The following is a 26,974-nucleotide window of genomic DNA, read 5'->3' on the forward strand; positions in this document are numbered from 1 at the left end:
CCGCAGGTCTAGCTGGGACGCCACTCCGAGTTCGCTCCGCACAGGAGCACGCAGGGCAGCTCAGTCGTCACGTCGCCCCTGAGGAACGCCGCGAACGCCGCCCCGGCCGCGGGTTCGACGGCGATCCGGAACTCCTCCCACAGGCGGTCGCGCGCCGCGAGGATCTCCGCGTCCGGCACCAGCAGTGAGGAAACCCTGTGCTGCTGGAGGATTTCCAGCGACAACGAGCCCGCGCGCGTGGCGCCCAGTGCGTCCGCCGCCACGGAGTCCACCACCGAGTCGACGGGTTCGCCGGCCTCCAGGGCGTTGTGCATCGCGCAGCAGTTCTCCGGCTCCACGGCGACGATGTGCCGTCCACCGGACGCCAGCGCGGCACCCGCGACCAGTCCGCCGCCACCGACCGCGACGAAGATCGTGTCGACGTCCGGGGCGTCCTCCACGATCTCTTGCGTGACCGTGGACTGGCCCTCGATGACCGGTTGGGCGTTGTACGCCTCGATGTAGGGCAGGTCGACCTCGCGCGCGGCGGCGGCGGCTTCGGCGTACGTGGTGCCGTGGCGGATCAGCTTGGCGCCCAACGCCTCGATGCGCCTCGTCTTGGTCTCGGGCGCGGTCACCGGGACGAACACGGTCGCGTGCGCGCCGAGCAGTTGCGCGGCCTGGGCGACGGCGATGCCGTGGTTGCCACCGGACGCGGTGACGACCTCGGAGGCGTTCAGCGACAGCAGGGTGTTGACGGCGCCGCGCAGTTTGAACGAGCCGGTGAGCTGGAGGTGCTCGAGCTTGAGCACGAGCGGGCGCCCGTCCACCGCGACGCGCATGATCGGGGTGCGGCGGACGTACTGCGACAGCGTTCTCATGAGACCAGCTTCCACAAGAACTGCACGAGAGTCACGATGCCCAGCAGGAAACACACCAGGACGAACGTGCCGCCGACCATCACGATCAGGCAGGCGCCCCAGGACGTCTCCTGGTCCGGGGTCGCGTCCAGCTCGCGTTGCAGCTCCAGCTGGGCGTCCTGGTGCAGCGAGGCGAGGCGCGTGCGCGCGGTCTCGGTCGGCGCCTCGTCCACGCGGCCCTGCCATGAGAGCGCGACCAGCCGGGCGTCCGCGCGGCGGTAGGCGTGTTCGAACGCCTGGAGCTCCTCGGGGTCGCGCTCGTCGGAGAGGTAGGTCCAGCGGCCCGCCTGGGCCGGCTGGCCGAGCACCCGGTAGACCTCCGCGAGCCGTTCGCGCAGGTCGAGCCGCTGCGGGTAGGTGCCCACGAGTCCGGCGACGCGCTGACGTGCGCGCAGGACGCTGGCGAGGTCGCCTCGGCGCAACTCCTCGGCCGCTTTGCGGAGCGTCAGCTCTACCGGCATGCGAAACAGTTTTGCAGGTAGGGCTAGCTTTGACCCGTGTTCGGCCTATCACTGCTGGTCTCCGGCCTCGCCTGGTGGCTGGGGCTCTACCTGCTCGCCCGCGATCCCCGCAAGCCGCTGCTGTGGTGGGCGGGCGCGGGGATGATCGGCTATTCGGTGGCGGTCGTCGCGCCACATCCGGTGGTCATCGGGGTGCCCGCGCTGGCCTGGACGGGTGCGATCCTGGTGCTCGCCCGGCCGGAGTTGATCAGGTGGTGGCTGGTCGCGCTGCCGGCGTTCTTCGCGGCGTCGTTCTTCGCGCCGTGGGTCGTGTTGCTTCCTTTGGCCACAGTCACAGTCCTAGCCATAAGGAAACGTGCTTATTTTTCACTCGTCGGGGTGATGTTCGGACTCTCCGCGGGTGCCTTCCTGCTCGGGTTGCTCCCCGACGCGATCACGCTGCCGTCGCTCGGCATCGACGTGGTGGCCTTCGGCGTGCTCGTCGCCGTCACCGACGCGGTCGAGGAGGGCGAGGCGATCCGCGCGGACATGCTGCGGTCGCTCGTGATCTCCGGCTTCACCGCGGTCCTGTTCGGCTCCCAGGTGGTCCTCTTCGGCGGACCGGAACTGCTCGTCTTCACGACGGTGGCGGCGGCGATCGCGGTCCAGGTACTCGCGAACCCCCTCGCGTCCGTGGCAGACCGTCTCGCCGTGCCGGCCGTAGCGGCCCAACGAGCCGAACTGCGCGAGGCCGCCGAGTCGTTGCCCAGGAGGCGTCCGCTGATCACCGAGGACGAGGTGGAGTTCGCCCGGCTCACCCGCAAGGCGCTGAGCCACTACGGCGATCTGGGGAAACTCGTCGCGAGCCCGTTGATCGCGCTGACCGACGACGGCTCGCCTTTGGACCGGGCGGCGCAGTTGAAGAGCATGCTGCTCGCCAGCATTCAACGGCTGAAGCCTTCGGAAGGCGATTTCGGCACGAGTGACGAATGGCGTTACTACAACGCGGTCTACTTCTACTACGTCAAGGGAATCCGGCCGTATTCGGTCCGGACCAAGCGCGAGGACCTCGACGCCGAAGACCGCCGCGCATTGCAGTGGTTCGTGACGCAGGTGCCCGAGCGCACCCTCCACAACTGGCAGAACGCTGCCGCGCGCCTGGTCGCGGCGGACCTGCTGGCAGGAGTTGGCAGCGCTTGACGTGGCTTTGGCAGCGTTCGGGCGGCCATCGTCGGGCCATGTTGAAATTCGCCTTGAAACTCGACGGTGTCGCTTCGTTCGCACTCGGTCTGCTGACCCTGCTGATCCGCCCGGAAGTGGGGATGCCGGTCGCGTGGCAGGTCGGACTCGGTTCTTTCTGCGTCGTTTACGGCGTGGGAGTCTTCTTCTTGGGAACCCGGGAGGTTCCGGACCGCCGAATCGTGCTCCTCGTCATCATCGGGAACGCGGTCTGGGCGGCCGACAGCGTTCTCACCGCGACGCTGGACTGGTTCCCGTTGACCGGCGTCGGAGTCGCGCTGGTACTCGCCCAGGGACTCGCGGTGCTCGGCTTCGCGGTGCTCCAGGCCGTCGGGCTGAGGAGCGCGGCGGCCCCGAGCCGGCCGCTGTCACGATCTGCCGCCTGACAGCAGGACCAGTCGTTCGTGGCAGTGCAATCACCCTGGCGGTGGTGTCACGCAGTGTTCGAGTCGTCTTACTGTCCGGATGCGTGATCGTTCAACATCGGAGGTGGTCACCATGGCTGGTTGTTCTTGCTGCGGCGGGTGTACGGGGCCCGGCTGCGGGTGCTGCAGCTCCTGCTGAGCGCCTTGATGAGATGAGGAAGGCCGTTGCGGGGACGGAAGTTCCCGCAACGGCCTTCGCTCTGCAGGGGCGAGATCAGCCCGTGTAGGTCTTGAAGAGGTTCGTGAACTCCCAGTTCGCCTGCGAGATCCCGCTGCACGTCGGCGAGACCCCGCCGCCGGGGCAGCCCTTGTCCCGGCCCGCGGACCAGAACGCGACCCGTCCGACGTGGTTGGCCTTGGCGTAGTCGAGGACCTTGCGGGCGTCGTCCTGGGTCGTCGTCGGGCCGGTGTCGTTGCGCCCGATCATCGGCGTGAGGCCCAGCAGCGCCTTCAACTGCGCGTCGGACTTCGACGGCCAGATGGCGCGCATCTGGCCGAGGGTGGCGTTCGCGGCGTTGACCATTGCGTCGCCCCAGTTGCCTGTGTAGCCGAAGTTCATCAGCATCGGGTTCACGAGCACCGTGACGCCCTTGGCGGCCGCGTCCTTGAGCACGTCGACCGAGTACGGGTCCATGCCGTAGTCCTGGCCCTGGATGCGCATCGTGTAGCTGACGGTGGTGCCGCGGGTGTCCTGGAGGCGCTTCAGGGCCGTGTTCACGACCGCCTGCGGGATGGTGGCTTCCACGTCCACGTCGATGCTGTTCGAGCCGACGGCGTCGAGCACCTTCACGTACGCGTTGTACAGCGCGTCGGCGGTCGAGCAGACGTGCTCCAGGTACGGGCCCATGGCGCCGCCGGTCGCGACGATGACGCTGCCGCCCGCCGCCTTCAGGGCCTTGGTGTCGTTCACGATGCGGCTGTCGTTCAACGGGACCGTGCCGCCCCACGCCGGGTCGCACCCGGCGGACGAGCCCAGCGCGAACGCGAGCGTGAAGTGCTTCTGGCCGGTCGCGTTGGCCACGTCCATCAGGGACGGCGTCGGCATCGTGATGTCGACGTACGGGGCGACGCGCGCGCTACCCGGCGTGGGCGGCACATCGGACCCCGTGGTGGTGGTTGGGCCACCAGTCGTGGTCGTCGTCGTGGTGGTCGTGGTGCCACCGCCACCGCCACACGGAACGCCGTTGAGCTTGCAGTTGGTCGGCACCGCCGAGCCGTTCACGAGGAAGCCGAAGCTCGTCGACGCTCCCGCGCCGATGTTGCCGTTGTACTCGCGGTTCGTGAACGTGTGGTGGTTGCCGCTGCTGGTCGCCGAGGCGTCCCAGAACGAGCCGAGCGTCGCGCCGGCGAGGTCGAACTCGAGTTTCCAGCCCGTCAGCGCGGTGGAGCCCGCGCTGATCGTGAACTTGCCCTGGTAGCCGGAGCCCCAGTTCGAGTCCTGGCTGAACGCCGCGGACTCGCCGGCGGCGGAGGCGGAGGGAGCGAGCGCGACGAGTCCGGCCACGAGTGCGGTGGCGGCCCCGGCGGCGAAAACGGCAAAGCGGGCCATCGGGTGGGTCCTTCCGGCAGGGGAGGAAGGGAGTGGCGCAGGACCGCGGGGCGCGTCGCGGTCCTGCACCACGTGCAGGGAGGCGCCCGTACGTTCAGCGCCTGCTCGATCACGGTAAGTGGCCTAGACCATAGCGTCAATGGGTCTAGACCTCTTCTGTCCGCCGGACAGTGGAACAATTCGGTGGGTGCGTGGAGCAACTGGAATCGGATCGCTGCCCGGAACCGACATCGACGAGGCGGCGCGCGTCGTCGTCGGAGAACTGCCCGAGCTGCCGCACGTCCCGGAGCTGCCTGGCCGGGGGGTGGGCGCGGACGTGATCGGCCGCACCGCCGGCCTGCTCGTCGACCTCGCGATCGAGGTCATCACGTCCGGCTACCGCGTGACGCCGCGCCCCGGCCGTGACCACCGGCGTGCCGTCGACCTGCTGCGCGGCGACCTCGACGCGTTCGACGAGGCCCTGGAACGCGCGGGCGCGCGGCCGGAGACGGTCAAGGTGCAGGCCGCCGGGCCGTGGACGCTGATGTCGAACATCGAGCTGATGCGCGGCCATCGCGTGCTCACGGACCCCGGTGCGGTGAAGGAGTTCGCCGAGTCGCTCGCCGAGGGCCTGCGGCAGCACGCCGCCGAGGTCGCCAAGCGCACGAAGGCGAAGGTCGTCGTGCAGCTCGACGAACCGGGGCTGCCCGCCGTGTTGCAGGGCCTGCTGCCGACGCCGTCGAAGCTCGGCACCGTTCCCGCCGTGCCCGGACCGGACGCCCGTGCGGTCCTTGCGACCGTCATCGAGGCGTTGAAGGACCACGAGGTGATGGTGCACTGCTGCGCGCCGCACCCGCCGTTGACGTTGCTGCGGGAGGCCGGTGCGAACGCTATCGCGTTCGACGTCGGCCTGATCAAGGGGGCGGAGGCGCTCGACGAGATCGGCGAGACCTGGGAGGCGGGCACGACGCTCGCGCTCGGGCTGGTGCCGAGCGTCGATCCCGGCACCCCGGTGACGCTGAAGGACGTCGGGCAACGGGCGTTCACCCTGGTCGACCGCCTCGGCTTCCCGCGGTCGATCCTCGCCGAGAAGGCGCTGCCCACTCCGACGTGCGGTCTGGCGGGTGCGTCGTCCGCCTGGGTCAAACGGGCGCTTTCGCTGACCCGTGACCTGTCCTCGGCGTTCTCGGAGCCGCCCGAGGGCTGGTGATGTCCGGTTTGTGGGGCTAGTCTGCTGCGCACTATTAGGAAACTTTCTTAACCGAAGGCCGATCGCCGAGGCCTGGACCGGGAGTTCCTCACATGCGCATCAGACGTGCGGCGCTCGTCGCCGCAGTGCTCACAGGCGTGGTCGTGGCGCCTGCACAGGCCGCGCCCAGCAGCCACATCAGGCTGGACCAGGTCGGTTTCGGCAACTCCGAGCCGAAGCACGCCTACGTGCTCGGAGGTGCCGCCGGCACGAAGTTCTCCGTCGTGGACAGCCGTGGTCGCACGGTGCTGACCGGGAAGACGGGTGCGTCGACGGGGTCGTGGAGCGACAAGTACCCGGCGGTGCACCCGATCGACTTCTCCCAGCTGAAGCGATCGGGCACCTACCGGATCAAGGTCGGTACCTCGACGTCGCCGGCGTTCAAGGTCGACTCGTTGAAGAAGCTGTTCTCGCCGGTCGCGCACAACACCGTCGAGTTCTTCCAGGCGCAGCGCGACGGCGCCGACGTGATCCCGGGCAGGCTGAACCGCAAGCCCGCGCACCTCACGGACCGCGAGGCCCTCGTGTACGAGGCGCCGGTGTTCGCGGGCGAGGGTGGCGACCAGATCGCGGCACCGCTGAAGCCGACCGGGGCCAAGGTCGACCTGGAGGGCGGCTGGTTCGACGCGGGTGACTTCGTCAAGTTCACGCACGCCTCGTCGTACTCCACCGCGTCGATGCTGCTGGCGTTGCGCAACAAGCACGACGACGCGCTGTACGAAGAGGCGAAGTTCGGCCTCAAGTGGCTCGACAAGGCGTGGGACGAGAAGACCGGCACGCTCTACGCGCAGGTCGGCATCGGCACCGGCTCCGAGGAGTTCGGCTTCGTCGGCGACCACGACGTGTGGCGCCTGCCCGAGGCCGACGACAGGCTGAACGTCAAGCCGGGCGACAGCGAGTACTACATCAAGCACCGCCCGGTGTTCCGCGCGAACGTCGCCGGCGAGAAGATCAGCCCGAACCTCGTCGGCCGCGTGGCCGGGTCGTTCGCGCTGGCCGCGCAGATCGAGTCCCGCAGGAACCCGCGAGTGGCGCGTTCCTACCTGGACAAGGCCGCACAGCTCTTCGCGCTGGCCAAGACCACGGACGTCGGCGAGCTCGTGACGGCGTTCCCGCACGCGTACTACCCCGAGGAGTCGTGGACCGACGACCTGGAGTTCGGCGCCACCCAGCTCGCGCTCGCCGCGAAGGCGTTGAACGACAAGCGGTACAACGAGTTCGCGCGTGCCGCCACGCACTGGGCCAAGGAGTTCCTGGCCACCGGTGACCCGGACACGTTGAACGTCTACAACATCTCCGCGCTGGGCCACGCCGACCTCGCGCCGTTGCTCAAGAAGGGCGTCCCCGGCGCCGAGGTGACCGAGAAGCAGGTCGTCGGAGACATCCAGCGGCAGCTGCGCAAGGGTGCCGACGCCGCCAGGACCTCGCCGTTCCGCACCGCCGCCAACGTCGAGACCTGGGACGTCGGCTCGCGCACGTTCGGCTACATCACCACGGCCGCGCTCTACCAGAAGCTGACCGGCGACAAGACGTACGCGACGTTCGGCACGCAGCAGCGCGGCTTCGCCCTCGGCACCAACGCCTGGGGCACCTCGCTGATCGTCGGTGTCGGCACGAAGTTCCCCGAGTGCCCGCACCACCAGGCCGCGAACCTCTCCGGCTCGCCGAACGGCGGCTCGAAGGTGCTGGTCGGCGCCGTGATCAACGGGCCGAACGACGCGTCCCTGTTCGGCGACCTCGGTGAGATGCCGCCGGGATCCGTCGACTGCACCAAGCCCTACACGCTCGAGTTCAACTCCGCGAAGTCCGTGTTCGCCGACGACCTGCGCTCGTGGCCGAGCTCCGAGCCGGCGATCGACTTCACGGCGACGGGTGTGCTCGGCTTCTCGCTGATCGCGAACTCCTGAGCGGTGCCGGCGCGGGTGTCCACTTCGGACGGGCACCCGCGCCGGCCTCCCGGTTCAGAGCCGGTCGAACGGCTCCGCGTACCGGAACCCGCCCGGTGCGACGTCCCCGAACAGCCGCGCCTGGAAGTGCGGCGCCCACGCGGGATCCGGCGGCGTGATGCCGAACTCCGAGGCGAGCCGGAAGCCGAACCGCGAGTAGTAGACCGGCGAACCCAGCAGGATGACGGCCTTCTCACCACGGGCCTCGGCCGCGCCCAGCACGGCGTGCATCAACGCGGACCCGATCCCGGCGCGCTGGTGCGACGGGTGCACCGCGATCGGCCCGAGCCCGAGAGCCGGCGTGTCGCCGACGTACCCGCGCGTGCACACGACGTGGCCCAGCACGGTGTCCTCCACCAGCGACAACTCCGGGATCCAGCCCTCGTCGGCCCTCAACCAGTCGATCAGCGGAGCCTCTGGGCCGTCGTTGAAGGCCAGGTTGGTGACCGTGCGGATGGCGTCGATGTCTGCGGGTGTCTCCCGCCGGATCAGCATGACCCCGCACTGTGGTCAACCGCGTCGCCGCGCGCCACTCGGTTTCCGCGGCCATAATCCGCAGCGTGGTCGTGAGACGGACCGTGATGGTGTGCGTACTTGCCGTGGTGGCTTATGTCGCCGTGTGGTGGATGTTCAGTGAAGAAGAGGAACCCGCGCAGGCGACACAGGCCTTCGTCACCGACTACTCCAAGGTGGAGAAGGGCAGTTGCGTGCGGTTCACGGGCCCCGGTGAGAACGACCAGGGCCTGACCGTCGTCGACTGCGCGGGCGCCAAGGCGGCGCTGAGGGTCGGAACGGTCCTCACCGAGACCAGCGGCGCGTGCCCGCGCGGTGACTACAAGGTGTTGCGCGACACCAGGAACAACGCGGCGCTGTGCCTGATGCCCAACGCCGCGAGGGGTGACTGCTTCGAGTACGACACCGGCGACCTGCAGAGGTCCGTCGTGTCCAAGTTCGACTGCGCGGCGCCGCGGGTGAACGTGCAGGTGGTGGACGTGGCGCGGGAAAGTTGCCCCGAGGAGGCGGAGTTCGGTGTTCCCTATGAGGAGATGACGCTCTGCCTGAGGAGGGTGCGTTGATCGTCTTCGAGGGGCCCGCGGAGTTCGACGCGTGGCTGCACGAGAACGGTGCCACGGAGACCGAGCTGTGGCTCAAGTACGCCAAGAAGGGCTCGGGGCTCAAGACCATCACCTACGACGAGGCGCTGGACGTCGCCTTGTGCCATGGGTGGATCGACGGACTCGTGCGGTCCGTGGACGAGACCTACTACTCGCAGCGCTGGACACCGCGCAAGGCGCGCAGCAGGTGGTCCAAGCGCAACTGCGGCAAGGTCGAGGAACTGATCGCGGCGGGAAGGATGCTGCCCGCGGGGCTCAAGGAGATCGAGAAGGCCAAAGCGGACGGACGCTGGGACGCGGCCTACGCGGGACCGGCCACGATCGAGGTGCCGGACGACCTCACCGAGGCCCTGAACGCCAATCCCGCAGCCGCGGAGTTCTTCAAGACGCTCAACAGCCAGAACAGGTATGCCGTGCTGCTGCGCATCCACGACGCGAAGAGGCCGGAGACGCGGCGGAAACGCATCGCCCAGTTCGTTCAAATGCTGGCGGAGGGCCGAAAGCTCTACTCTTGAGAATCATGAAGTGGTTCCGCCGTCGCAAAGCCGAAGAAGTCGTCCCCGACCACCTGCCGAACGCCGAGGAGGCCGCCCGGCGGTTCTGGGAGCGCTGGTTCGAGCTGGTGCCGGTGGTCAGCGCGGCGCTCGGCGACGGCGAGCCGCACCGGGTCGAGGACGACCTGCGGGACCTCGTGGACGTGTTGCACCCCGATCTGGCGTTCTCCCTCGAACAGGGCCACATGGCGATGTACGCGCTGGTGGTCACCGGTCAGGAGGACCCGAGGCTGCGCCCGTACACCGACGCGTGGATCGGCGCCGCGCCGCCGTCGGACATGGTGTGGGAGTTCCACGACTCGGTGCCGCCCGTGCCGGACCCCACCGAGGTCGTCGTGAACCTCGGGAAGGTGAAGATGCGGCTCGGCGACTACCGCGTGGTGGCCCAGGTGGACGGTGACGTCGTGGACGTCGCGGTCTACCACCCCGCCCTCGCGGACCTGAGCGACCAGCAGCGGCAGACGATGACGTTCCTGCCGCTGGACGTCACTCTCGGCGAGCGGCTGGCGGGGGAGCGGCTGCGGCGCGTGGAGACCGCGGAGCTCGAGCCGCAGGGCACGATCAGCCTGCTGGAGCTGCGTTCCCTCGTGCGGGAACTCGCCGGCGTTTCGGACCGGTGAAAACTGTCGGACCTGGTCACTAAGCTGTCGGACGTGACCAGCGAGAGCCTTGAAGACGTCCCCGCGCAGGTGCGCGAGCGGCATGCCGTGCTCGCGGAAGAGGTGCGTTCGCACCAGTTCCGCTACTACGTGCTGGACGACCCGATCGTCACCGATGGTGAGTTCGACGCGTTGCTCAAGGAGCTCGAGGCGCTGGAGGCCGAGCACCCCGGCCTGGCGACGCCGGAGTCGCCGACCCAGCTCGTCGGCGGCACGTTCTCGACCGAGTTCAAGGCGGTCGACCACCTGGAGCGCATGCTCAGCCTCGACAACGTCTTCGCGCAGGACGAGCTGACGGCGTGGTTCGAGCGCGTCCAGAAGGAGATCGGCGCCGGCACGCACTTCCTGTGCGAGCTGAAGATCGACGGCCTCGCGATCAACCTGCTCTACGAGAAGGGTCGGTTGACGCGGGCGCTGACCCGCGGCGACGGCCGCACGGGTGAGGACGTGACGCTGAACGTCCGCACGATCGCGGACGTCCCGGTGGTGCTGAACGGGTCCGACGAGTACCCGGTGCCCGACCTGGTGGAGGTGCGCGGTGAGGTCTTCTTCGCGGTGGAGGACTTCCTGGCCCTGAACGCCTCGCTGGTCGAGCAGGGCAAGCCGCCGTTCGCGAACCCGCGCAACACCGCGGCGGGGTCGTTGCGGCAGAAGGACCCGAAGGTCACCGCGTCGCGCAGGCTGCGGATGATCTGCCACGGCATCGGCAAGACCGAGGGCTTCGACGTCGCCAGCCAGTCGCTCGCGTACGAGGCGCTGAAGTCGTGGGGCCTGCCGACGTCACCGCACACCGAGGTGCTCACCGACCCGGCGGAGGTCCGCAAGAAGGTCGAGTACTGGGGCGAGCACCGGCACGACGCGGTGCACGAGATCGACGGCCTGGTGATCAAGGTCGACGAGGTGGCGTTGCAACGGCGCCTGGGCACGACGTCGCGCGCGCCGCGGTGGGCCATCGCCTACAAGTACCCGCCGGAAGAGGCGACGACGACGTTGCTCGACATCCAGGTCCAGGTCGGCCGCACGGGCCGCGTGACGCCGTTCGCACTGATGGAGCCGGTGAAGGTGGCCGGCTCGACGGTCGCGCGCGCCACGCTGCACAACGCCTCGGAGGTCAAGCGCAAGGGCGTGCTGATCGGCGACCGCATCGTCATCCGCAAGGCGGGCGACGTGATCCCCGAGGTGCTCGGCCCGGTGCTGGCCGCGCGCCCGGCCGACGCGCGCGAGTTCGAGATGCCCACGCGCTGCCCGGAGTGCAACTCGGTGCTGCGGCCCATGAAGGAGGGCGACGTCGACATCCGCTGTCCCAACGCGGAGACGTGCCCCGGTCAGCTCCGCGAACGCCTGGCGTACCTGGCCTCCCGCGCCGCGCTCGACATCGAGGTGCTCGGGTACGAGGCCGCGGCCGCGATCACCGAGTCCACGATCTACACCAACGAGGCCGACCTGTTCGACCTCGACGCGGAGGCGTTGCGGCAGGTCGAGCGCTTCACCACGAAGAACGGCGAGCTGTCCGCGAACGCGCTGAAGCTGGTCGACAACCTGGAGGCGGCGAAGGAGCGTCCTCTGTGGAGGGTGCTGGTCGCGCTGTCCATCCGGCACGTCGGGCCGACGGCGGCCCGTGCGCTGGCGCAGCAGTTCGGCTCGATGGACGCGATCCTCGAAGCACCCGAAGAGGCGCTGGCGGGCGCCGAGGGCGTGGGCCAGACCATCGCGACGGCCGTGGTGGAATGGCGGGAGACGGAGTGGCGCCAGGGCGTCGTGGAGCGCTGGCGGGCCGCGGGCGTGCGGATGGAGGACGAGCGCGACGCGTCCATCGTGCGCAACCTCGAAGGCCTGTCCATCGTGGTCACCGGCTCGCTGACGGAGTTCTCGCGCGACTCGGCGAAGGAGTCGATCCTCGCCCGCGGCGGCAAGGCGGCCGGTTCGGTGTCCAAGAAGACGGCTTTCGTCGTGGTCGGCGACTCGCCAGGATCCAAGTACGACAAGGCCGTCTCGCTGAAGGTCCCCGTCCTCGACGAGGATGGCTTCCGCGTCCTGCTGGAGCAGGGCCCGGACGCCGCGCGGGAGGTAGCCCTGCCCACCGAGGAAGGCTCAGATGGCTGATTTGATCATCCGCCCGGCAACGGAGGCCGACCTGGAAGCGGTAGGCGCCGTCACGGTCGAGGCGTACAAGGCGGACGGCGTGGTGAGCGGCGACTACGCGAAGGTGCTCGCCGACGCCACCTCCCGCTTCCGCGACGCCGAAGTGGTCGTCGCCCAGGACGAGTCCGGCACCGTCCTGGGCACGGTGACGGTAGTGCACCCCGGCACGCCCTACGCGGAGATCTCCCGCCCGGGCGAACTGGAATTCCGCATGCTGGCGGTCTCGGCGGCGGCCCGCGGCCGAGGCGTCGGCGAGACCCTGGTGCGCGCGGTGATCGACAGGGCGCGCGAGGCCGGCGCCACCCACGTGGTCCTGTCGTCGTCGGAGAAGATGCTGGCGGCGCACCGGCTGTACGAGCGGCTGGGCTTCACCCGCCTGCCGGACCGCGACTGGTCGCCGACACCCGGCCTCAAGCTGGTCGCGTACGAGATGCCGGTCTGAACAACCGGCCCCGGCTTGGGGGCTGGTCTGAACGACCGGCGTCCGCGGTCGCGGGCCTCGGCTTGGGCGTGCTGGCCCGAGCGACCGGCGTCTGCGGTCGCGCGCCCTGGCTTTGGCGGGCCGGCCTGAACAGCCCACGTCCGCGGCCCGCGGACCCCTGGTGTCGGTGCGCCGGCCGGAGCGACCGGCGCCTGCGGTCGCGGGCCCCGGCTTGGGCGTGCCGGCCTGAGCGACCGGCACATGCGGCCGCGCGTCCCCACCGCATGGCGCCGCGGACGGGGGTTCGCGAATGAGATCGGTCATCGTGCTCGTGCCGGCGTTGCTCGCGGGAGCGTCCGCCGCACCGGTGGGTCTGCCGGACCAGGACCGGAGCCGGCTCGAGGAGCTGGCTCACGCGTACCTGCAATGGCGGGCGCGGCACGGCGAGGGCGTCGGCCCGCACCCGCTACCGGGTGGCTGTGGTCAGGGCCCAGGCCGAACGGTTCCACGCCGACCAGATAGGCCGGGTCGTCGTGGCCAGGGTCCACGAACACTCCGAGCTTCACTTCGCCAAGCCGAGCCCGGTGCCGCACACCGCGTACGGCCTGCCCCACCTGCTCACGTTCCGCCGCTCGGGTGCCGGCTGGCTGCTCAGCGACGTCGCACTGGGCCACTACAAGCACTGCGCGTTGCTGCCGGAGACGCAACGACCGTCAGAGTGCTGAGATGATCCGCGCCCGCAGCTTGGAGTCACCGGCGGCCTGTTCGTACAGCAGCTGCCGCAGCACGTCGGGCGGCAGCGATCTCAGCACGTCCTTGAGCTCGACGTCCTCGGCGTCCGGCGGCGGCACCGTCTCACCCCGGTCCAGCAGCACCAGCCCGACCGCCACGCAGTGCTTGCAGAAGAACCCCTCGGACCCGTGCGGACAGCTGCAGGCCCCCACCAGCTGCGTCCCCGACCACGACAGCTCCACGGCGTACGCGTCGTCGTCACCACCCCGCACCCGCGCCGCCACGTGACGGCTGTGCACCCGCAGGGACAACACGGCTTCGCGGTAGGTCAGGCCGCGCCAGTACGACTTGGTGCCCGCGCGGTGCAGCAGCAGCTCGGTGGTGAGGGTCGTCGACACGGGGGTCATCCAACCGGGTGACCGCAGAAAGGATCAACATGATCGCGATCGGTCCACCGGAACCCGAGGACAGCTCCAGCTGAGAGCAGTTCCAGGCGGACTGCTACACCCACGTCCAACGCCCTGGCGAGGACGTCCGCTACCAGCGGGACCCCGAGGCGCGGCCGCGCGCTCGTCGGGGCGGTGACGGACCGGGCGAAGCCGCGGTCCGTCCACCAGCGCACAGTCCTCTAACGCGCGGTCGCCTCCAGGTCCAGCAAGGTCACGGCCGCGCGGAAGTACTTGTTGGTGCCCAGGTCACGCACCGTCTTGATGTTGAACGCCGCCTTCAGCTTCTCTGCGTCGCCGGGGCTCACGCCCTGCAGCGCGTCGACGGGGGCGTCCAGGATCTCGGTGAGCGGGAGGTTCTCGTAAGCCTTGTCGAGGAGCATGTCGAGGTTCACGGTGACGGCCATGATCTTCATCCCTCCGGGAAGTGGGCGATCACGGCAGATTCTGGGGTCAGTCCGGAGATCTCGCAGGACGTAACGACGGCCCGCACCCGCCCGATGAGGCGGTCATGCACAAGCTCGAAGCCCACGAGGTGCCTCTGCACAAGGTGTTCGGCAGCGACTACGACTTCCGGATCCCTGACTACCAGCGGCCCTACGCGTGGGAGGTCGAGCAGGCCCACCAACTGCTGGAAGACCTCGTCGAGGCCGTCGACGGCGACGAGCCCTACTTCCTCGGGTCGATGGTCCTCGTCAAGACCGACGGCAAGGCCGACTCCGAGGTGATCGACGGCCAGCAGCGGCTCACGACGCTCACCATCCTCCTCGCGATCGTCCGTGACCTCGCGCCTCCCGGAGGCATCCGGGACTCGCTCGGCAAGATGATCGTCGAGCAGGGCGACGAGCTGCTCGGCCTCGAGCCGAAACCGCGGCTCGCGCTCCGGAAGCGGGATCAGGACTTCTTCCGCGCGCACGTGCAGGAACCCGGCCGCATCGAGGACCTGGTCGCGCTCGGCGACGGAGCGCTGAAGACCGACGCGCAGAAGGCGATCCGCGACAACGCCAAGGCCTTGCGCGCCGCTCTCGTCGACCTCGGCGAGGAGGCGAGGCACCGGCTGGTCAAGATGATCAGCTCGCAGACGTTCCTCGTGGTCGTCAGCACCCCGAACCTGGCCAGCGCTCACCGGATCTTCAGCGTGATGAACGCCAGGGGACTCGACCTGTCTCCGGCGGACATCTTCAAGTCGAAGGTCATCGGCGAGCTTGACGACGAGTACGCCAGGAAGTGGGACGAGGCCGAGGTCAGGCTCGGCCGCAGCGACTTCGCCGACCTGTTCCTGTACATCCGGATGATCTTCGCCAAGGAGCGCGCCAAACAGGACCTCATGACCGAGTTCCCGAAGCAGGTGCTGAACCAGTACCTCTCGGGACGACAGGCCGAGTTCGTCGACGACGTGCTGGTGCCGTACGCCGAGGCGTACGAGCAGATCCGCGACTTCGAGTACGAGTCGACGGTCAAGGCGGAGCAGATCAACTCGTGGTTCCGCCGCCTCGCCCAGATCGACAACAGCGACTGGTTGCCGCCCGCGTTGTGGGCCGTGCGCCACCACGGCGACGATCCCGGCTGGCTGGACGCGTTCCTCTCGAGGCTGGAGCGACTCGCCGCCAGCATGTTCATCCGCCGCATCTACACCACGCCACGGGTGATCCGGTACTCCAACCTGCTGCGGGAACTGGCTGCCGGGCACGGGCTGGACTCCCCGGCGTTCGTTCTCGATGCGGACGAACGCGCGGAGACCGTGCGGCAGCTCGACGGTGCGCTCTACCTGGTGCAGAAGACACGGCGGTACGTGCTGCTCAGACTCGACGAGATGCTGGCGGGTGATCCCGGGGCCGTGTACAAGTTCCCGGTCATCACGGTGGAGCACGTTCTGCCGCAGAGCCCGAAGGAAGGCTCGCTTTGGTTGAGCGACTTCACGGCGGAGGAGCGCAACACCTGGACGCATCGGCTCGCGAACCTCGTGTTGCTGAACCGGTGGAAGAACTCTCAGGCGAGCAACAACGACTTCAGCACGAAGAAGGTCAAGTACTTCCTGAGCGGCAAGAGCGTGTCGGCGTTCGCCCTGACCAGCCAGGTGATCGCGCAGGCGGAGTGGACACCCGCCGTGCTGGAGACCAGGCAGAAGGAACTGCTGCGCACGCTCAGCGAAGGCTGGGACCTGTGATCAGGGCTTGCGGCGCTTGACCGCGACCACGATCACCGCCACCAGCGCCAGCAACCCGGCCACGCCCAGCGCCAGGTCTCCGATCGCCAGGTCGTCGGCTTGGGCGAGCACCAGGGCCAGTCGCATGAGACCAACCTAATCCTTGGACCACCGCCGCGCCGAGGATTGTGTGGGACCGTATGAGGTGTGCTGCAAGCCTGTCTGAACGGCTCCCGCACAGCCGAGGAGCACCCGGCCCTGCCGCTGTCCCCCGAACGCCTCGCCGAGGACGCGGCCGACGTCGCCGCGCTCGGCGTCACGTCGGTGCACATCCACCCGCGTGACGTCATCGGCGGGCTCACGCTCGTCGGGCCCGAGGTGGCCACGACGATCGCCACCGTCCGCGCGGCCGTGCCCGGCATCGAGATCAGCGTGTCCACCACCGTGCCCGGCCGCCGGGAGCACCTGATCGCCAGCTGGGCGGCGCTCGCGGCGGGGCGGCCCGACGTCGCCGGCGTGCACGTCGCGGAACCGGGCTGGCGCGACCTCGCCCGGGCCCTGCACCGGGTGGGTGTCGGGGTGGAGCTCGTCGTCGCCACTCCGGCGCAGCTAGGAGACCTGCCCGAAGGCGTCAGCCGGATCACCGTCGTGGCGACGAGGGAGACGGCCGAGAGCCTGCTCGGCCACGTGGAGCCGCTCGGTCTGCCGGTGCTGCTGCACGGCCGCGACAGCGACGCCTGGCCCGTCCTCGACTACGCCGCGGTCCTCGAACACGACGTGCGCATGGGCCTGGAGGACACGCTGCACCTGCCCGACGGCCGCCTGGCCAGGAACAACGCGGAACTCGTAGCACTGGCCAGGAGACGCCAGCGCACCAGGGCGCCGAGCTAGTCGCCGGAGCCCCGAACACCACCGCCCTAGTCGGGGAGCACCACCGCGACGATGCCCGCCAGGTGCGCCAATCTGGCCACCTCGGCCGCACGGAACATCGGGCCCCCGGGCCGTCCCACGACGAGCACGCGGTCCGGCTTGCCCAGCGGCGTCGCGGCCAGTTCGGTGCCCAGCTCGCGCCAGGTCTCCGGCACCCACTCCTCCTCGCCGTCGAGCACGGTCGCGCGCTCCAGCGGGAACCACGGCACGTCGAGCATGCGGGTCTCGGGCGCGGCCGACGACGCGGTCAGCCGGTGGATGCCGGTGCCGTTCGGGCCGACCACGACGGCCCAGCCGGCGCGGATGATCTTCGGGACGCCCTCGGTGAAGATCTCGAGGCCCTTGCGCGGTTCCTCGGCGATCTCCTCGACCAGTTCCAGCTCGCGGTGCGTGTCCAGAATGCCCGCGTACGGGCGCACGGCGTCGACCTCGACGCCCTCGATGGACTCGGCCGCGGTGATCAGGGTGTCCGGCAGGCGGCCGGAGGGGAGCTCCACCACGAGGTCGTCGATGGCGAGGCCGGAACCGCGTTCCACCACGTCGACGCTGAGTATGTCCGCCCCGATCTCGCCCAATGCCGTTGCGACCGCGCCGAGGGTGCCGGGACGGTCCGGGAGCTGGACCCGGATCAGGAACGACAAGGTGAACGCCTCCATAGCTCGTGCGAGAGACCCCGCGTCCCGCGCCGTTGCCGGTCGGTGATTCTCGCAGACGCATCGTCAACGCATGACCTGCTGTCCGCGTTGCGAACCGGTTAAGTTGACGTGCCAGTCAACCGTAGTGGCGGTAACCCGTTCGAAGGCGCGCCTGACCAGCCCATAGACTCACGGGGTTCCCGATTCGTATCCCGACCCTACGGGGGTTGACAGGAGTGCCCAGCATCTCCCGCGACGAGGTCGCGCACCTGGCGAAGCTCGCCAGGCTGGCTGTTACCGAGGACGAGCTCGACTTGTTCGCCGGCCAGCTCGACGTGATCCTCCAGTCGGTGGCTTCCGTTGGCGACATCGCCACGGCCGACATCCCGCCGACGTCGCACGCCGTTCCGCTGACCAACGTCTTCCGCGAGGACGTGGTCCGTCCGAGCCTCGGTCAGCAGCAGGCGCTCTCCGGCGCTCCTGAGGCCGAGGACGGCCGGTTCCGCGTGCCCCGCATCCTGGGTGAGGAAGCATGACCAACGACCTGATCCACGCCACCGCGGCCGAGCTCGCCGCGAAGATCCACAGCGGTGAGGTCACCTCCGTCGAGGTCACGCAGGCCCACCTGGACCGCATCGCCGAGACCGACGGGAAGGTCAACGCCTTCCTGCACGTCGACACCCAGGGCGCGCTCGCGCAGGCCCGCAGGGTCGACGAGGCCGTCAAGGCCGGTGAGCAGGTCTCCCCGCTCGCCGGTGTGCCGTTGGCGCTCAAGGACGTCATGACGACCGAGGGCGTGCCGACCACGGTCGGTTCGAAGATCCTCGAAGGCTGGCTGCCGCCCTACGACGCGACGGTGACGCGCAAGCTCAAGGAAGCCGGCGTCGTCATCCTCGGCAAGACGAACATGGACGAGTTCGCCATGGGTTCGTCCACCGAGAACTCGGCGTACGGCCCCACGCACAACCCGTGGGACCTCGACCGCATCCCCGGCGGCTCCGGCGGTGGCTCGTCCGCCGCGCTGGCCGCCCTGCAGGCGCCGCTCGCGATCGGCACCGACACCGGTGGCTCGATCCGCCAGCCCGGCGCCGTCACCGGCACCGTCGGCGTGAAGCCCACCTACGGCGGTGTCAGCCGCTACGGCCTCGTGGCGTTCTCGTCCAGCCTCGACCAGGCCGGTCCGTGTGCGCGCACGGTGCTCGACGCCGCGCTGCTGCACGAGGTCATCGCGGGCTACGACCACATGGACTCCACGTCCATCAACGCGCCCGTGCCGCCCGTCGTCGCCGCCGCCCGCGAGGGCCTGAGCGGTGACCTGTCCGGTCTGCGCATCGGTGTCGTCACGCAGTTCAGCGGTGAGGGCTACCAGCAGGGCGTGCTGCGCAGCTTCGAGGCCGCCGTGTCGCAGCTCAAGGAGCTCGGCGCGGAGATCGCGGACGTGTCGTGCCCGAGCTTCGACTACGCGCTTCCGGCGTACTACCTCATCGCGCCGAGCGAGTGCTCGTCGAACCTCGCCCGGTTCGACGCCATGCGCTACGGCCTGCGCGTCGGCGACGACGGCACGCGCAGCACCGAGGAGGTCATGTCGCTGACCCGCGAGGCCGGCTTCGGCCCGGAGGTCAAGCGCCGCATCATGATCGGCACGTACGCGCTGTCGTCCGGCTATTACGACGCGTACTACGGCTCGGCCCAGAAGGTCCGCACGCTGATCACGCAGGACTTCGCGAAGGCGTTCGAGAACTTCGACGTGCTCATCTCCCCGACCACGCCCACCACGGCGTTCAAGATCGGCGAGCGCGCGAACGACCCGATGGCCATGTACAAGGCCGACCTCTGCACCATCCCCGCGAACCTCGCGGGCACCCCGGCCATGAGCGTGCCGAGCGGTCTGTCCGATGAGGACGGTCTGCCGGTCGGTCTGCAGATCATGGCTCCCGCACTGCAGGACCACCGCATGTACCGCGTCGCCGCGGCGTACGAGGCGGCGCGCGGCGCGTTTGGAGGCCCGTCGCTGTGAACATCAAGAAGGCAAGGGGAATCCTCGGCCTCGCCGGTGCCGTCGCGGGAGCGGCGGGAGCGTTCTCCGGCTTCCGCAACGCCCGTGCGAAGAACGACAAGCTGGCACTGGCGAACGCGATCGCCAGCATCGCGGTGGCGCTCACCGGTGCTGCGCTGGCTGTTCGTGCTCTGCGGAAGGACGACTTGGCATGACCTCCCTGGTTGAGCTGATGGACTACGACGAGGTCGTCGAGAAGTACGACCCCGTCCTGGGCCTGGAAGTGCACGTCGAGCTGCACACCAACACGAAGATGTTCTGCGGCTGTGCCAACGAGTTCGGTGGCGAGCCGAACACGCACACCTGCCCGACGTGCCTGGGCCTGCCGGGCTCGCTGCCGGTGGTGAACGCCAAGGCCGTCGAGTCCGCGATCCGCATCGGCCTCGCGCTGAACTGTGAGATCGCCGAGTGGTGCCGGTTCGCGCGGAAGAACTACTTCTACCCGGACATGCCGAAGAACTTCCAGACGTCGCAGTACGACGAGCCGATCGCCTTCAACGGCTGGCTCGACGTGACGCTGGACGACGGCGAGGTCATCCGCGTCGAGATCGAGCGCGCGCACATGGAGGAGGACACGGGCAAGTCGCTGCACGTCGGCGGCGCGACCGGTCGCATCCACGGCGCCGAGCACTCGCTGCTCGACTACAACCGCGCCGGCGTGCCGCTGATCGAGATCGTCACGAAGATGATCCCGGGCACCGGCCGCCGCGCCCCCGAGGTCGCCCGCGCGTACGTCACGGCGCTGCGCGACCTGCTGAAGGCGCTCGACGTGTCCGACGTCCGCATGGACCAGGGCTCGCTGCGCTGCGACGCGAACGTGTCGCTCAGCCCGAAGGCGACCGGCGCCCTGGGCACCCGCACCGAGACCAAGAACGTCAACTCGCTGCGCAGCGTCGAACGCGCCGTCCGCTTCGAGATGACGCGCCAGGCGGCCGTGCTCGAGTCCGGCGGCGAGGTCGTCCAGGAGACCCGTCACTTCGACGAGTCGTCCGGCAGCACCTCCCCGGGCCGCAAGAAGGAGACGGCGGAGGACTACCGCTACTTCCCGGAGCCCGACCTGGTCCCGATCGCGCCGTCGCGCGAGTGGGTCGAGGAGCTCCGCGGCACCCTGCCCGAGCTCCCCTGGGAGCGCCGCGCGCGCATCCAGAAGGACTGGAACCTCACCGACGAGGTCCTCCGCGACCTGGTCAACGCGGGCGCCCTGGACCTCATCATCGCGACCGTCGAGGCGGGCGCGAAGCCGGACGAGGCCCGCCCCTGGTGGGTGTCGTACCTCGCGCAGCAGGCGAACACGCGCGGCGTGGAGCTGTCGGCCCTGCCCATCACGCCGGCCGACGTGGCGCGCGTGATCGAGCTGGTCAACACCGGCGCCCTGACCAACAAGCTCGCCCGCGAGGCCGTCAACGGCGTCCTGGAGGGCGAGGGCACGCCGGACGAGGTCGTCGAGAAGCGCGGCCTCAAGGTCGTCTCGGACGACTCGGCGCTCGAGAAGGCCGTCGACGAGGCCCTCGCGGCCCAGCCGGACGTGGCCCAGAAGATCCGCGACGGCAAGGTCCAGGCGGCCGGTGCCATCGTCGGCGCGGTCATGAAGGCCACCAAGGGCCAGGCGGACGCGGCCCGGGTTCGCGAGATCGTGCTCGCTCGCTGCTCCTAGATACATATAGGACATAAAAATCACAAAGGGTCACCTGTTTGTGCAGGTGGCCCTTTGTGATCTTAGGCCGTCTGAGTGGCTGTTAGCTAAATGAGACGTATGTGTGTAGCCGTGTGTGCGACTCTTTCGGGGCAATCCATCTGGGGGGATGGATGGTAATAGTCCAAACGAGGGGGGAAACCTCATGAGTGGCCAGCACGAAGGTTTGTTCACAAACATCGTCGACAAGTTCAAGGACGTCCTGGACGGCGACGACGACCGCAAGGACAAGACCCCGGAGCCGGAAGACCCGCCGCTGGAGACGCAGTGCTGCGGCCGTCCTCCGGGTCAGACGCTCGTCGCCTGGGGGCACAAGGCGGACTGCCCGAACCACCCGGACAACCTGGCCACCACGGAAAAGGTCGGCTAGGTCACCCTCCGCGTTGTCCGCTGACCTGGCCTGCGCCTGGTTGGCGGACAGCGCCGTTCGGGCGCATGTGGTGTGATGATCACATGCCCGCTCGTGCCTTGGACAGAGCGCGCGAGTTGTACATGAGCGGATGGAACGAGCAGGAGAACTACCGAGCTCCCGCTGCCATCCGGTTGTTCAACCGAGCACTCGCGCACGCTGACCGAGCACCCGACAGTCCTGATCGGACAGAACTGCGGGTGCGCGTCCTCTACAACCTGGGTCGCAGTGTTGGCGAGACCAGCGGAATGGCCGCGGCCGTCGCGACGTTCGACGCGGCCCGCCGAGAAGCCGACCTGCTCGAGGACCTCAAGCTGCGCGCCTTGCTCCACGGCTGCATCGACCACAGTCAAGGCATGATCGTCCTTCGCCTGGGACAGCCCGAACAGGCTGTGCAGTGGTTCGGCCCGATGATCTCGTTCGTCGAGCAGGAGATGTCCTCGGCACAGGAGCCGGTCACCTCGGACCTGGTGCGCCGCCTCGCTTCCTCGCTGATCGCCCGCGCATTCGCCAATGCCGCGATCCGGAGGGCCGAGCTGGCGATCGCAGATCTCGAACGTGCCAACGCCCTCTCGCGCGAATACGAACTGCAAGATCTTTACCCCTACACGTTGCACGCGATCGCCAATGCCTACAAACAGAGCGGCGACCTTGCGGAGGCACTGCGGCGCTACGAGGACGTGAGTCGCTTCTTGAGCAGGCAGGAGCAGGCTTCCCTGCTCAGCGGCGTGCAGCTGGACCACGCCGAGGCCATGCTGATGGTCGGTCTGTCCGATGAGGCAGGGCGGGCGCTCGACGAGGCGCTGCCGGTGATGCGCAAGGAGAAGGTCCACCAGGACGTCGCCGAGGTCGAGATGTTCCGCGCGTCGGCCGCGTTGCTCGACGACCAGTTGGATCTGGCCCGCCGGATGGCCAAGCGGTCCCAGCGCAAACTGGAGAAGCGCGGCAGCACCTGGTGGATGATGGCGGCGTTGATCGAACTCTGGGCGCACGCCCTGCAGGCCAAGCGCGTCACCAACCTGCTGGTGCAGAAGGCGCTGACGCTGTCCGAACAGCTCGCGGCCAACCACCTCGTGGACGAGGCCCGGCTGGCCAAGTTGCTGGCGGCCCGCCTGGAGGTGCGTCGGCACAGGCTCGTCGAGGGGGAGGAACTGCTGCGGCAGCTCCCCAGCCCGCGTGCTGTGACCCCGATCGACCACCGCATGCAGCGCAGACTCGTGCTCGCCGAACTCGCCTTGGCGAAGGGCAATCGCCGGTCGGCGCTGCTGCACGCGCGCAAGGGTCTGGACGAGCTGGGGAGCGTGCGCGACCAGCTCGGAGGGCTCGAGCTGGTGTCCGCCACCGCCGTGCACGGCCGGGAGCTCGGCGTGCTCGCGATCCGGCTCGTGCAGGAGAGCAACGACGCGCGGCAGCTGTTCACGTGGCTGGAGCGCACGCGAGCGCAGACCTACCGGTACGAGCCGCTGGAACACGTCGAGAACCCGGAGCTGGCCGAACGGATCGCGGAGGTGCGCGGGCTCGGGCGCGACCTGATGCGCGCGGGCCTCGACGGCAGGCCCACCGCGGAGCTGCGGTCCAAGCTGGCCAGGGCGCAGCGGGAGGCCAACCGGCTCGGCTGGAACGCGCAGCGCTGGGGGCGGCCCCGGCCGATGGCCGGGCTCAGGGACGTGATCGCGGAGCTGGGCGAGCGGGCCATGGTGAGCTTCGTCGTGTCCGGTGGCGACATGGCGGCGGTGGTCGTCGCCGGCGCCAAGGTCCGGCTGGTGCGGCTCGGTGACGCGACTGAGGTGCTGGAGAGCGCGCAGAAGCTGCACTTCGACCTCAACGCGTTGGCGCCTGACCACCTGCCGCCGCCGTTGGTGCAGGTGATCGGGGCCTCGGCTCGCAAGCAGGCGGACGCGCTCGACGCGAAGCTGATCAAGCCGCTGGTCCACCTCATCGGTGAGCGCGAACTGGTCGTGGTGCCGACGGGCACGCTGTACGCGGTGCCCTGGGGCGTGATCCCGAGCCTGCACGGCAGGCCCGTCGTCACGGCGCCGAGCGCCACGGCGTGGCTGGCCGCGAGTCAGGCGGAGCGGCCCGCGACCGACAAGGTGTTGCTGGTGCGCGGGCCCAACCTGGGGTTCGCGGACGGGGAGCTCGACCGGCTCGCCGCGCACCACGAGAAGGCCACGGTGCTGTCGGGGGAGGACGCCACGGCGGCGAAGGTCCTCGAGCACCTCGACGGTGCGGACCTCGTGCACGTCGCGGCGCACGGTGAGCACGAGAACGAGAACGCGCTGTTCTCGCGGCTGGAGCTCGACGACGGGCCGTTGTTCGCCCACGAGCTCGGGCGGCTGCGCACCCCGCCCGCCCACGTCGTGCTGGCCGCCTGCTCGCTGGCACTCAACCGGATCCGGCCCGGTGACGAGGCGCTCGGGTTCGCCGGCGCGATGCTGGCGGGTGGGACGCGGACCGTCGTGGCGGCGGCCAGCAAGGTCGGGGACGAGGTCAGTGCCGCGGCCATGGCCGACTACCACCGGGCGTTGGTGGCCGGGGCGGCGCCCGCGGTGGCGTTGGCCGAGGCGATGGCCAAGGACCCGTTCCGGCGGCCGTTCCTCTGCCTGGGATCGGGCTAGTCCGAACGAGTGGTTCGCCGGCTCGAAGTCGCTGGTCGGCGGTGACTTCTGTGCCGTCGGTGAAGGCGGTTGGTGAACTTCTCGCGGGGCTGTGCCATGGTGGAAGTGGACCGAGGGAAGCAACGGCCCGCCTATCGGCTCTAGCCGGTGAGCGGGCCGTTGTGCGAGAAACGTCCGCATGCGCAGAACTCTGCTCGCCGTTCTCCTGGCGGCTGCCGCGGTCGTGGCGGCACCCGTCAACGGAACGGCGCAACCGTCGAGCACGGACCGGGAGCCCGGGAACGGGCCTGAGCGCAACGAGACCGCCACGCTGGACAGCGCTTTCCAAGCGCGTGCACTCACGGCCCAGGGGGAGAACCGGGCCGACAGACACCAGGGTTATCCGCGCCGGACGACGCTGCGGACGTATCCCGAGAACGCGGCCGACAAGTCCATCAAGCTCGGTCTGGCGCCGTACCACTCGCTGGCGCCGCGGCTGAACGCGTTGCAGCAGAAGAGCAACAGGGTCTCCGTCGAGGTCGTCGGCCAGTCGGGGCTCGGCCGGGATCTCTACCTGGTCACGCTGACGGCGCCGGAGAGCCCGGTCGAGACCCGGTTGCAGGAGCGGTTCCGCGGCGCCATCGAAGAAGGGCGCACCGTCCCGCAGAGCCTCTACAAGGCGCCGATCTGGATCAACAACAACATCCACGGCGACGAGTGGGAGGGCACGGACGGCGCGTTGCGCGTCATCGAGCACCTCGCCACGAGCAACGACAAGGACACGCGGACCCTGTTGCAGCGCAGCAGGGTCTACTTCAACCTCACGGCGAACCCGGACGGCCGGGTCGCCGGTACGCGTGCGAACAACGCGGGTTTCGACCTCAACCGCGACTTCGTCACGAGCTCGCAGCCCGAGAACCGGGCCATGCAGGACATCGTGGAACGCACGCAGCCGCTCATGATGTTGGACCAGCACGGTTACGTGACCAACACGCTGATCGAGCCGACCACGCCGCCGCACGGCCAGAACTACGACTTCGACCTGTACATCAAGCACGGCTACGCGAACGGCCTGCTGATGGAGAAGGCCGTGCAGGCGCTCGGGCACCCCGAGGCGGCGAAGCCCGAGATCCCGTTCCGCGACTACCCGGTCGGTGAGTGGGACGGCTGGGCGCCGATCTACACCGCGCAGTACGCGATGTACCACGGCGCCGTCTCGTACACGATCGAGATCCCGATGCGCGTCAACCGGTCCGACTACGAGAACCAGCCCGCGGCGGAGCTGCAGCGGCGTTCGAAGATCAACACGGATGTCGTCGAGGCCACCATCAAGACCACGCTCGACTACGTGGACGACAACCGGCGCAGCCTCATCGCGAACCAGACCGAGATGTTCCGCCGCGGCGCCAACGGCGAGAAGCAGCGGTACATCCCCGACGGGTTCGTGCCCGGCTTCGGCCCGGAGGACCGCTTCACCACGGAGTTCCCGCGCGCCTACGTGATCACCGACGACCGGTCGGCCCCCGCCGCCGCGCGGCTCGTCGACCAGCTCGTCCGGCACGACGTCCGCGTCGAACGGGCGGAGCGGGCGTTCACGCTGGGCGGCAAGCGGTATCCGGCCGGGTCGTACGTCGTGGACATGCACCAGCCCAAGCGCGGCCTCGCGAACGTCATGCTGGAGCAGGGCAGCGACATCTCCGACAAGGCGCCGGTCATGTACGACATCTCCGGCTGGAGCCACCGCCTGCTCTGGGGCGCGTCGGTCGACGTCCTCCGGAGCGGCCAGTTCCGGTTCGACGGCAAGCCCGTCACCGCCGCCTCGCCGACCGGAGCGCTCGACGCCGCACCCGGCGCCGACCTCGCGCTCACCCTGACCGACCAGAAGGACGTCAGCGCGGTCAACGACCTGCTGTCGCGCGGCCTGGAGCTGCGCCGCCAGGACGACGGCACGATCGTCGTCCCCGCCAGGGAGAGGGCCGCTGCGAAGGAGGTCGCCGACCGCTACGGCGTGCGCTTCTCGACCGCGAGGCCCGGTGGCGTCGCGTTGCAGCGCAAGGTGGTCGCGGCCGCGGTGTCCGCCGACGAGCTGCAGGTGCTGCGCGAGTCCGGCTTCGAGATCCGGACGATCTCCACGGCCGTGCTGAACGCGGGCTTCGACTGGTCGCGCGTCGACGCGCTGTACGTGGGCGCGGGCCTGAACTACGGCCAGCTCAACGCCACCGCCAAGGCCGCGCTCGACGAGTTCCTCAAGCGCGGTGGTGTGGTCACGCGCGGGGCGACGGGCAGCAGGTTCAACACCGACGCCAAGCTCCTGCAGGCCACCCCGGTCGCCGGCTGGGAGGACGCCAACGGCGTGGTGAACGTCGTCAACGGCACCGGCCCGATCGGCACGGGAGCACTCCCGCACTCGTTCGTCTACTCACCGCAGTGGTTCACGAACCTGGGCACGGGCGTGACGGTCGAACAGCGCTACGGCAGCACGGTGATCGCCGCAGGCCACTGGCACGCACGCGACAACGGCACAGGAGGCCAGGACGCGGCCGCGGGGCAGGCGGCGGTCGTTTCGGGCACGGCGGCGAACGGGGCGAAGGTGGTGCTGTTCGGCACCGAGCCGATGTTCCGCGACCACCCGAAGGGCCTGTACGCGCAGGTCGCGAAGGCCCTCTTCTGGACCGGCACGCGCTAGACGGGAAAGGGGCTGGGAGGCCCCGAC

Annotated in this window: 27 protein-coding genes; 19 read left to right on the forward strand and 8 right to left on the reverse strand. The window is 69.4% G+C overall.

Going from position 1 to position 26,974, the window contains the following annotated elements:
* Positions 1-8 precede the first annotated feature (8 nt).
* Together BMY74_RS38565 and BMY74_RS38570 are read right to left on the reverse strand one after the other, a co-directional pair.
* Positions 9-860 (reverse strand): serine/threonine dehydratase, encoded by an 852-nt coding sequence (locus BMY74_RS38565; RefSeq protein ID WP_089925486.1) that lies wholly within the window; start codon positions 858-860, stop codon positions 9-11.
* A complete protein-coding gene (locus BMY74_RS38570; RefSeq protein ID WP_089925489.1) occupies positions 857-1,360 on the reverse strand; it encodes a DUF6584 family protein in 504 nt (167 codons plus the stop codon). Before BMY74_RS38570 ends, BMY74_RS38565 begins: the two co-directional genes overlap by 4 nt.
* Positions 1,361-1,396: 36 nt before the next feature.
* On the opposite strand from BMY74_RS38570, the gene BMY74_RS38575 reads away from it, so the two are divergent.
* Positions 1,397-2,539: a hypothetical protein gene (locus BMY74_RS38575; protein ID WP_089925493.1), complete on the forward strand. Its 1,143-nt coding sequence runs from the start codon at positions 1,397-1,399 to the stop codon at positions 2,537-2,539.
* A complete protein-coding gene (locus BMY74_RS38580) occupies positions 2,536-2,964 on the forward strand; it encodes a hypothetical protein (RefSeq protein WP_143091875.1) in 429 nt (142 codons plus the stop codon). Before BMY74_RS38575 ends, BMY74_RS38580 begins: the two co-directional genes overlap by 4 nt.
* Positions 2,965-3,217: 253 nt before the next feature.
* Here BMY74_RS38580 and BMY74_RS38585 read toward each other — a convergent pair whose 3' ends face one another.
* Positions 3,218-4,552: a glycoside hydrolase family 18 protein gene (locus tag BMY74_RS38585; protein WP_089925499.1), complete on the reverse strand. Its 1,335-nt coding sequence runs from the start codon at positions 4,550-4,552 to the stop codon at positions 3,218-3,220.
* A gap of 139 nt (positions 4,553-4,691) precedes the next feature.
* On the opposite strand from BMY74_RS38585, the gene BMY74_RS38590 reads away from it, so the two are divergent.
* Together BMY74_RS38590 and BMY74_RS38595 are read left to right on the forward strand one after the other, a co-directional pair.
* Positions 4,692-5,741: a methionine synthase gene (locus BMY74_RS38590; RefSeq protein WP_089925502.1), complete on the forward strand. Its 1,050-nt coding sequence runs from the start codon at positions 4,692-4,694 to the stop codon at positions 5,739-5,741.
* Positions 5,742-5,833: 92 nt separating this feature from the next.
* Positions 5,834-7,687, forward strand: a complete 1,854-nt coding sequence (locus BMY74_RS38595) for a glycoside hydrolase family 9 protein (RefSeq protein WP_089925505.1) — start codon at positions 5,834-5,836, stop codon at positions 7,685-7,687.
* Between the two features lie 54 nt (positions 7,688-7,741).
* On the opposite strand, the gene BMY74_RS38600 is transcribed toward BMY74_RS38595, so the two are convergent.
* Positions 7,742-8,221, reverse strand: a complete 480-nt coding sequence (locus tag BMY74_RS38600; protein WP_089925507.1) for a GNAT family N-acetyltransferase — start codon at positions 8,219-8,221, stop codon at positions 7,742-7,744.
* Positions 8,222-8,286: 65 nt separating this feature from the next.
* Between BMY74_RS38600 and BMY74_RS38605 the strand changes: the two genes are divergently transcribed.
* From BMY74_RS38605 to BMY74_RS38630, 6 genes are all read left to right on the forward strand, one after another.
* Positions 8,287-8,802: an LppU/SCO3897 family protein gene (locus tag BMY74_RS38605; RefSeq protein WP_143091876.1), complete on the forward strand. Its 516-nt coding sequence runs from the start codon at positions 8,287-8,289 to the stop codon at positions 8,800-8,802.
* Complete coding sequence (locus BMY74_RS38610) at positions 8,799-9,356, forward strand: YdeI/OmpD-associated family protein (RefSeq protein WP_245786612.1); 558 nt, start codon at positions 8,799-8,801, stop codon at positions 9,354-9,356. Before BMY74_RS38605 ends, BMY74_RS38610 begins: the two co-directional genes overlap by 4 nt.
* Positions 9,357-9,361: 5 nt before the next feature.
* Positions 9,362-10,015 (forward strand): hypothetical protein, encoded by a 654-nt coding sequence (locus BMY74_RS38615; RefSeq protein WP_089925518.1) that lies wholly within the window; start codon positions 9,362-9,364, stop codon positions 10,013-10,015.
* Between the two features lie 33 nt (positions 10,016-10,048).
* Positions 10,049-12,157 (forward strand): NAD-dependent DNA ligase LigA, encoded by a 2,109-nt coding sequence (gene ligA, locus BMY74_RS38620; RefSeq protein WP_425434896.1) that lies wholly within the window; start codon positions 10,049-10,051, stop codon positions 12,155-12,157.
* Positions 12,150-12,638, forward strand: a complete 489-nt coding sequence (locus BMY74_RS38625; protein WP_089925524.1) for a GNAT family N-acetyltransferase — start codon at positions 12,150-12,152, stop codon at positions 12,636-12,638. The genes ligA and BMY74_RS38625 overlap by 8 nt, the downstream gene beginning before the upstream one ends.
* Positions 12,639-13,090: 452 nt before the next feature.
* On the forward strand, positions 13,091-13,342 hold the full coding sequence (locus tag BMY74_RS38630) for a hypothetical protein (protein ID WP_143091877.1): 252 nt from the start codon (positions 13,091-13,093) through the stop codon (positions 13,340-13,342).
* Here BMY74_RS38630 and BMY74_RS38635 read toward each other — a convergent pair.
* Both BMY74_RS38635 and BMY74_RS38640 read right to left on the reverse strand, forming a co-directional pair.
* Entirely contained in the window at positions 13,331-13,747 is a 417-nt protein-coding gene (locus BMY74_RS38635) for an SWIM zinc finger family protein (protein WP_143091878.1), read from the reverse strand. The two genes, BMY74_RS38630 and BMY74_RS38635, sit on opposite strands and share 12 nt — an antisense overlap.
* Positions 13,748-13,977: 230 nt before the next feature.
* Complete coding sequence (locus BMY74_RS38640; RefSeq protein ID WP_089925728.1) at positions 13,978-14,202, reverse strand: hypothetical protein; 225 nt, start codon at positions 14,200-14,202, stop codon at positions 13,978-13,980.
* Between the two features lie 104 nt (positions 14,203-14,306).
* On the opposite strand from BMY74_RS38640, the gene BMY74_RS38645 reads away from it, so the two are divergent.
* Positions 14,307-15,962: a DUF262 domain-containing protein gene (locus BMY74_RS38645; protein WP_089925534.1), complete on the forward strand. Its 1,656-nt coding sequence runs from the start codon at positions 14,307-14,309 to the stop codon at positions 15,960-15,962.
* Here the strand turns inward: BMY74_RS38645 and BMY74_RS46745 are convergent, their stop codons facing one another.
* A complete protein-coding gene (locus BMY74_RS46745; RefSeq protein ID WP_256557383.1) occupies positions 15,963-16,088 on the reverse strand; it encodes a hypothetical protein in 126 nt (41 codons plus the stop codon). It abuts the gene before it with no gap.
* Positions 16,089-16,148: 60 nt separating this feature from the next.
* On the opposite strand from BMY74_RS46745, the gene BMY74_RS38650 reads away from it, so the two are divergent.
* Complete coding sequence (locus BMY74_RS38650) at positions 16,149-16,832, forward strand: 3-keto-5-aminohexanoate cleavage protein (protein ID WP_089925537.1); 684 nt, start codon at positions 16,149-16,151, stop codon at positions 16,830-16,832.
* A 26-nt stretch (positions 16,833-16,858) separates the two neighbouring features.
* On the opposite strand, the gene BMY74_RS38655 is transcribed toward BMY74_RS38650, so the two are convergent.
* Positions 16,859-17,512: an ACT domain-containing protein gene (locus tag BMY74_RS38655; protein ID WP_177230139.1), complete on the reverse strand. Its 654-nt coding sequence runs from the start codon at positions 17,510-17,512 to the stop codon at positions 16,859-16,861.
* 230 nt (positions 17,513-17,742) lie between these two features.
* Between BMY74_RS38655 and gatC the strand changes: the two genes are divergently transcribed.
* The 7 genes from gatC (at position 17,743) to BMY74_RS38690 (ending at position 26,947) form a co-directional block, all read left to right on the forward strand.
* Positions 17,743-18,042, forward strand: a complete 300-nt coding sequence (gatC, locus tag BMY74_RS38660; RefSeq protein WP_030467875.1) for an Asp-tRNA(Asn)/Glu-tRNA(Gln) amidotransferase subunit GatC — start codon at positions 17,743-17,745, stop codon at positions 18,040-18,042.
* Complete coding sequence (gene gatA, locus BMY74_RS38665; RefSeq protein WP_089925543.1) at positions 18,039-19,523, forward strand: Asp-tRNA(Asn)/Glu-tRNA(Gln) amidotransferase subunit GatA; 1,485 nt, start codon at positions 18,039-18,041, stop codon at positions 19,521-19,523. The genes gatC and gatA overlap by 4 nt, the downstream gene beginning before the upstream one ends.
* Positions 19,520-19,717, forward strand: coding sequence for a hypothetical protein (locus BMY74_RS38670; protein ID WP_245786613.1), 198 nt, complete (start codon positions 19,520-19,522; stop codon positions 19,715-19,717). Before gatA ends, BMY74_RS38670 begins: the two co-directional genes overlap by 4 nt.
* On the forward strand, positions 19,714-21,216 hold the full coding sequence (gene gatB, locus BMY74_RS38675; RefSeq protein ID WP_089925546.1) for an Asp-tRNA(Asn)/Glu-tRNA(Gln) amidotransferase subunit GatB: 1,503 nt from the start codon (positions 19,714-19,716) through the stop codon (positions 21,214-21,216). The genes BMY74_RS38670 and gatB overlap by 4 nt, the downstream gene beginning before the upstream one ends.
* Before the next feature lie 205 nt (positions 21,217-21,421).
* Positions 21,422-21,625, forward strand: coding sequence for a hypothetical protein (locus tag BMY74_RS38680; RefSeq protein WP_143091879.1), 204 nt, complete (start codon positions 21,422-21,424; stop codon positions 21,623-21,625).
* Positions 21,626-21,747: 122 nt separating this feature from the next.
* Entirely contained in the window at positions 21,748-24,282 is a 2,535-nt protein-coding gene (locus BMY74_RS38685) for a CHAT domain-containing protein (RefSeq protein ID WP_177230129.1), read from the forward strand.
* 178 nt (positions 24,283-24,460) lie between these two features.
* Entirely contained in the window at positions 24,461-26,947 is a 2,487-nt protein-coding gene (locus BMY74_RS38690) for a M14 family zinc carboxypeptidase (RefSeq protein ID WP_089925557.1), read from the forward strand.
* Positions 26,948-26,974: the final 27 nt, after the last annotated feature.

The organism is Lentzea albida, assembly GCF_900111005.1.
In the GTDB taxonomy this organism is placed as follows: domain Bacteria; phylum Actinomycetota; class Actinomycetes; order Mycobacteriales; family Pseudonocardiaceae; genus Lentzea; species Lentzea albida.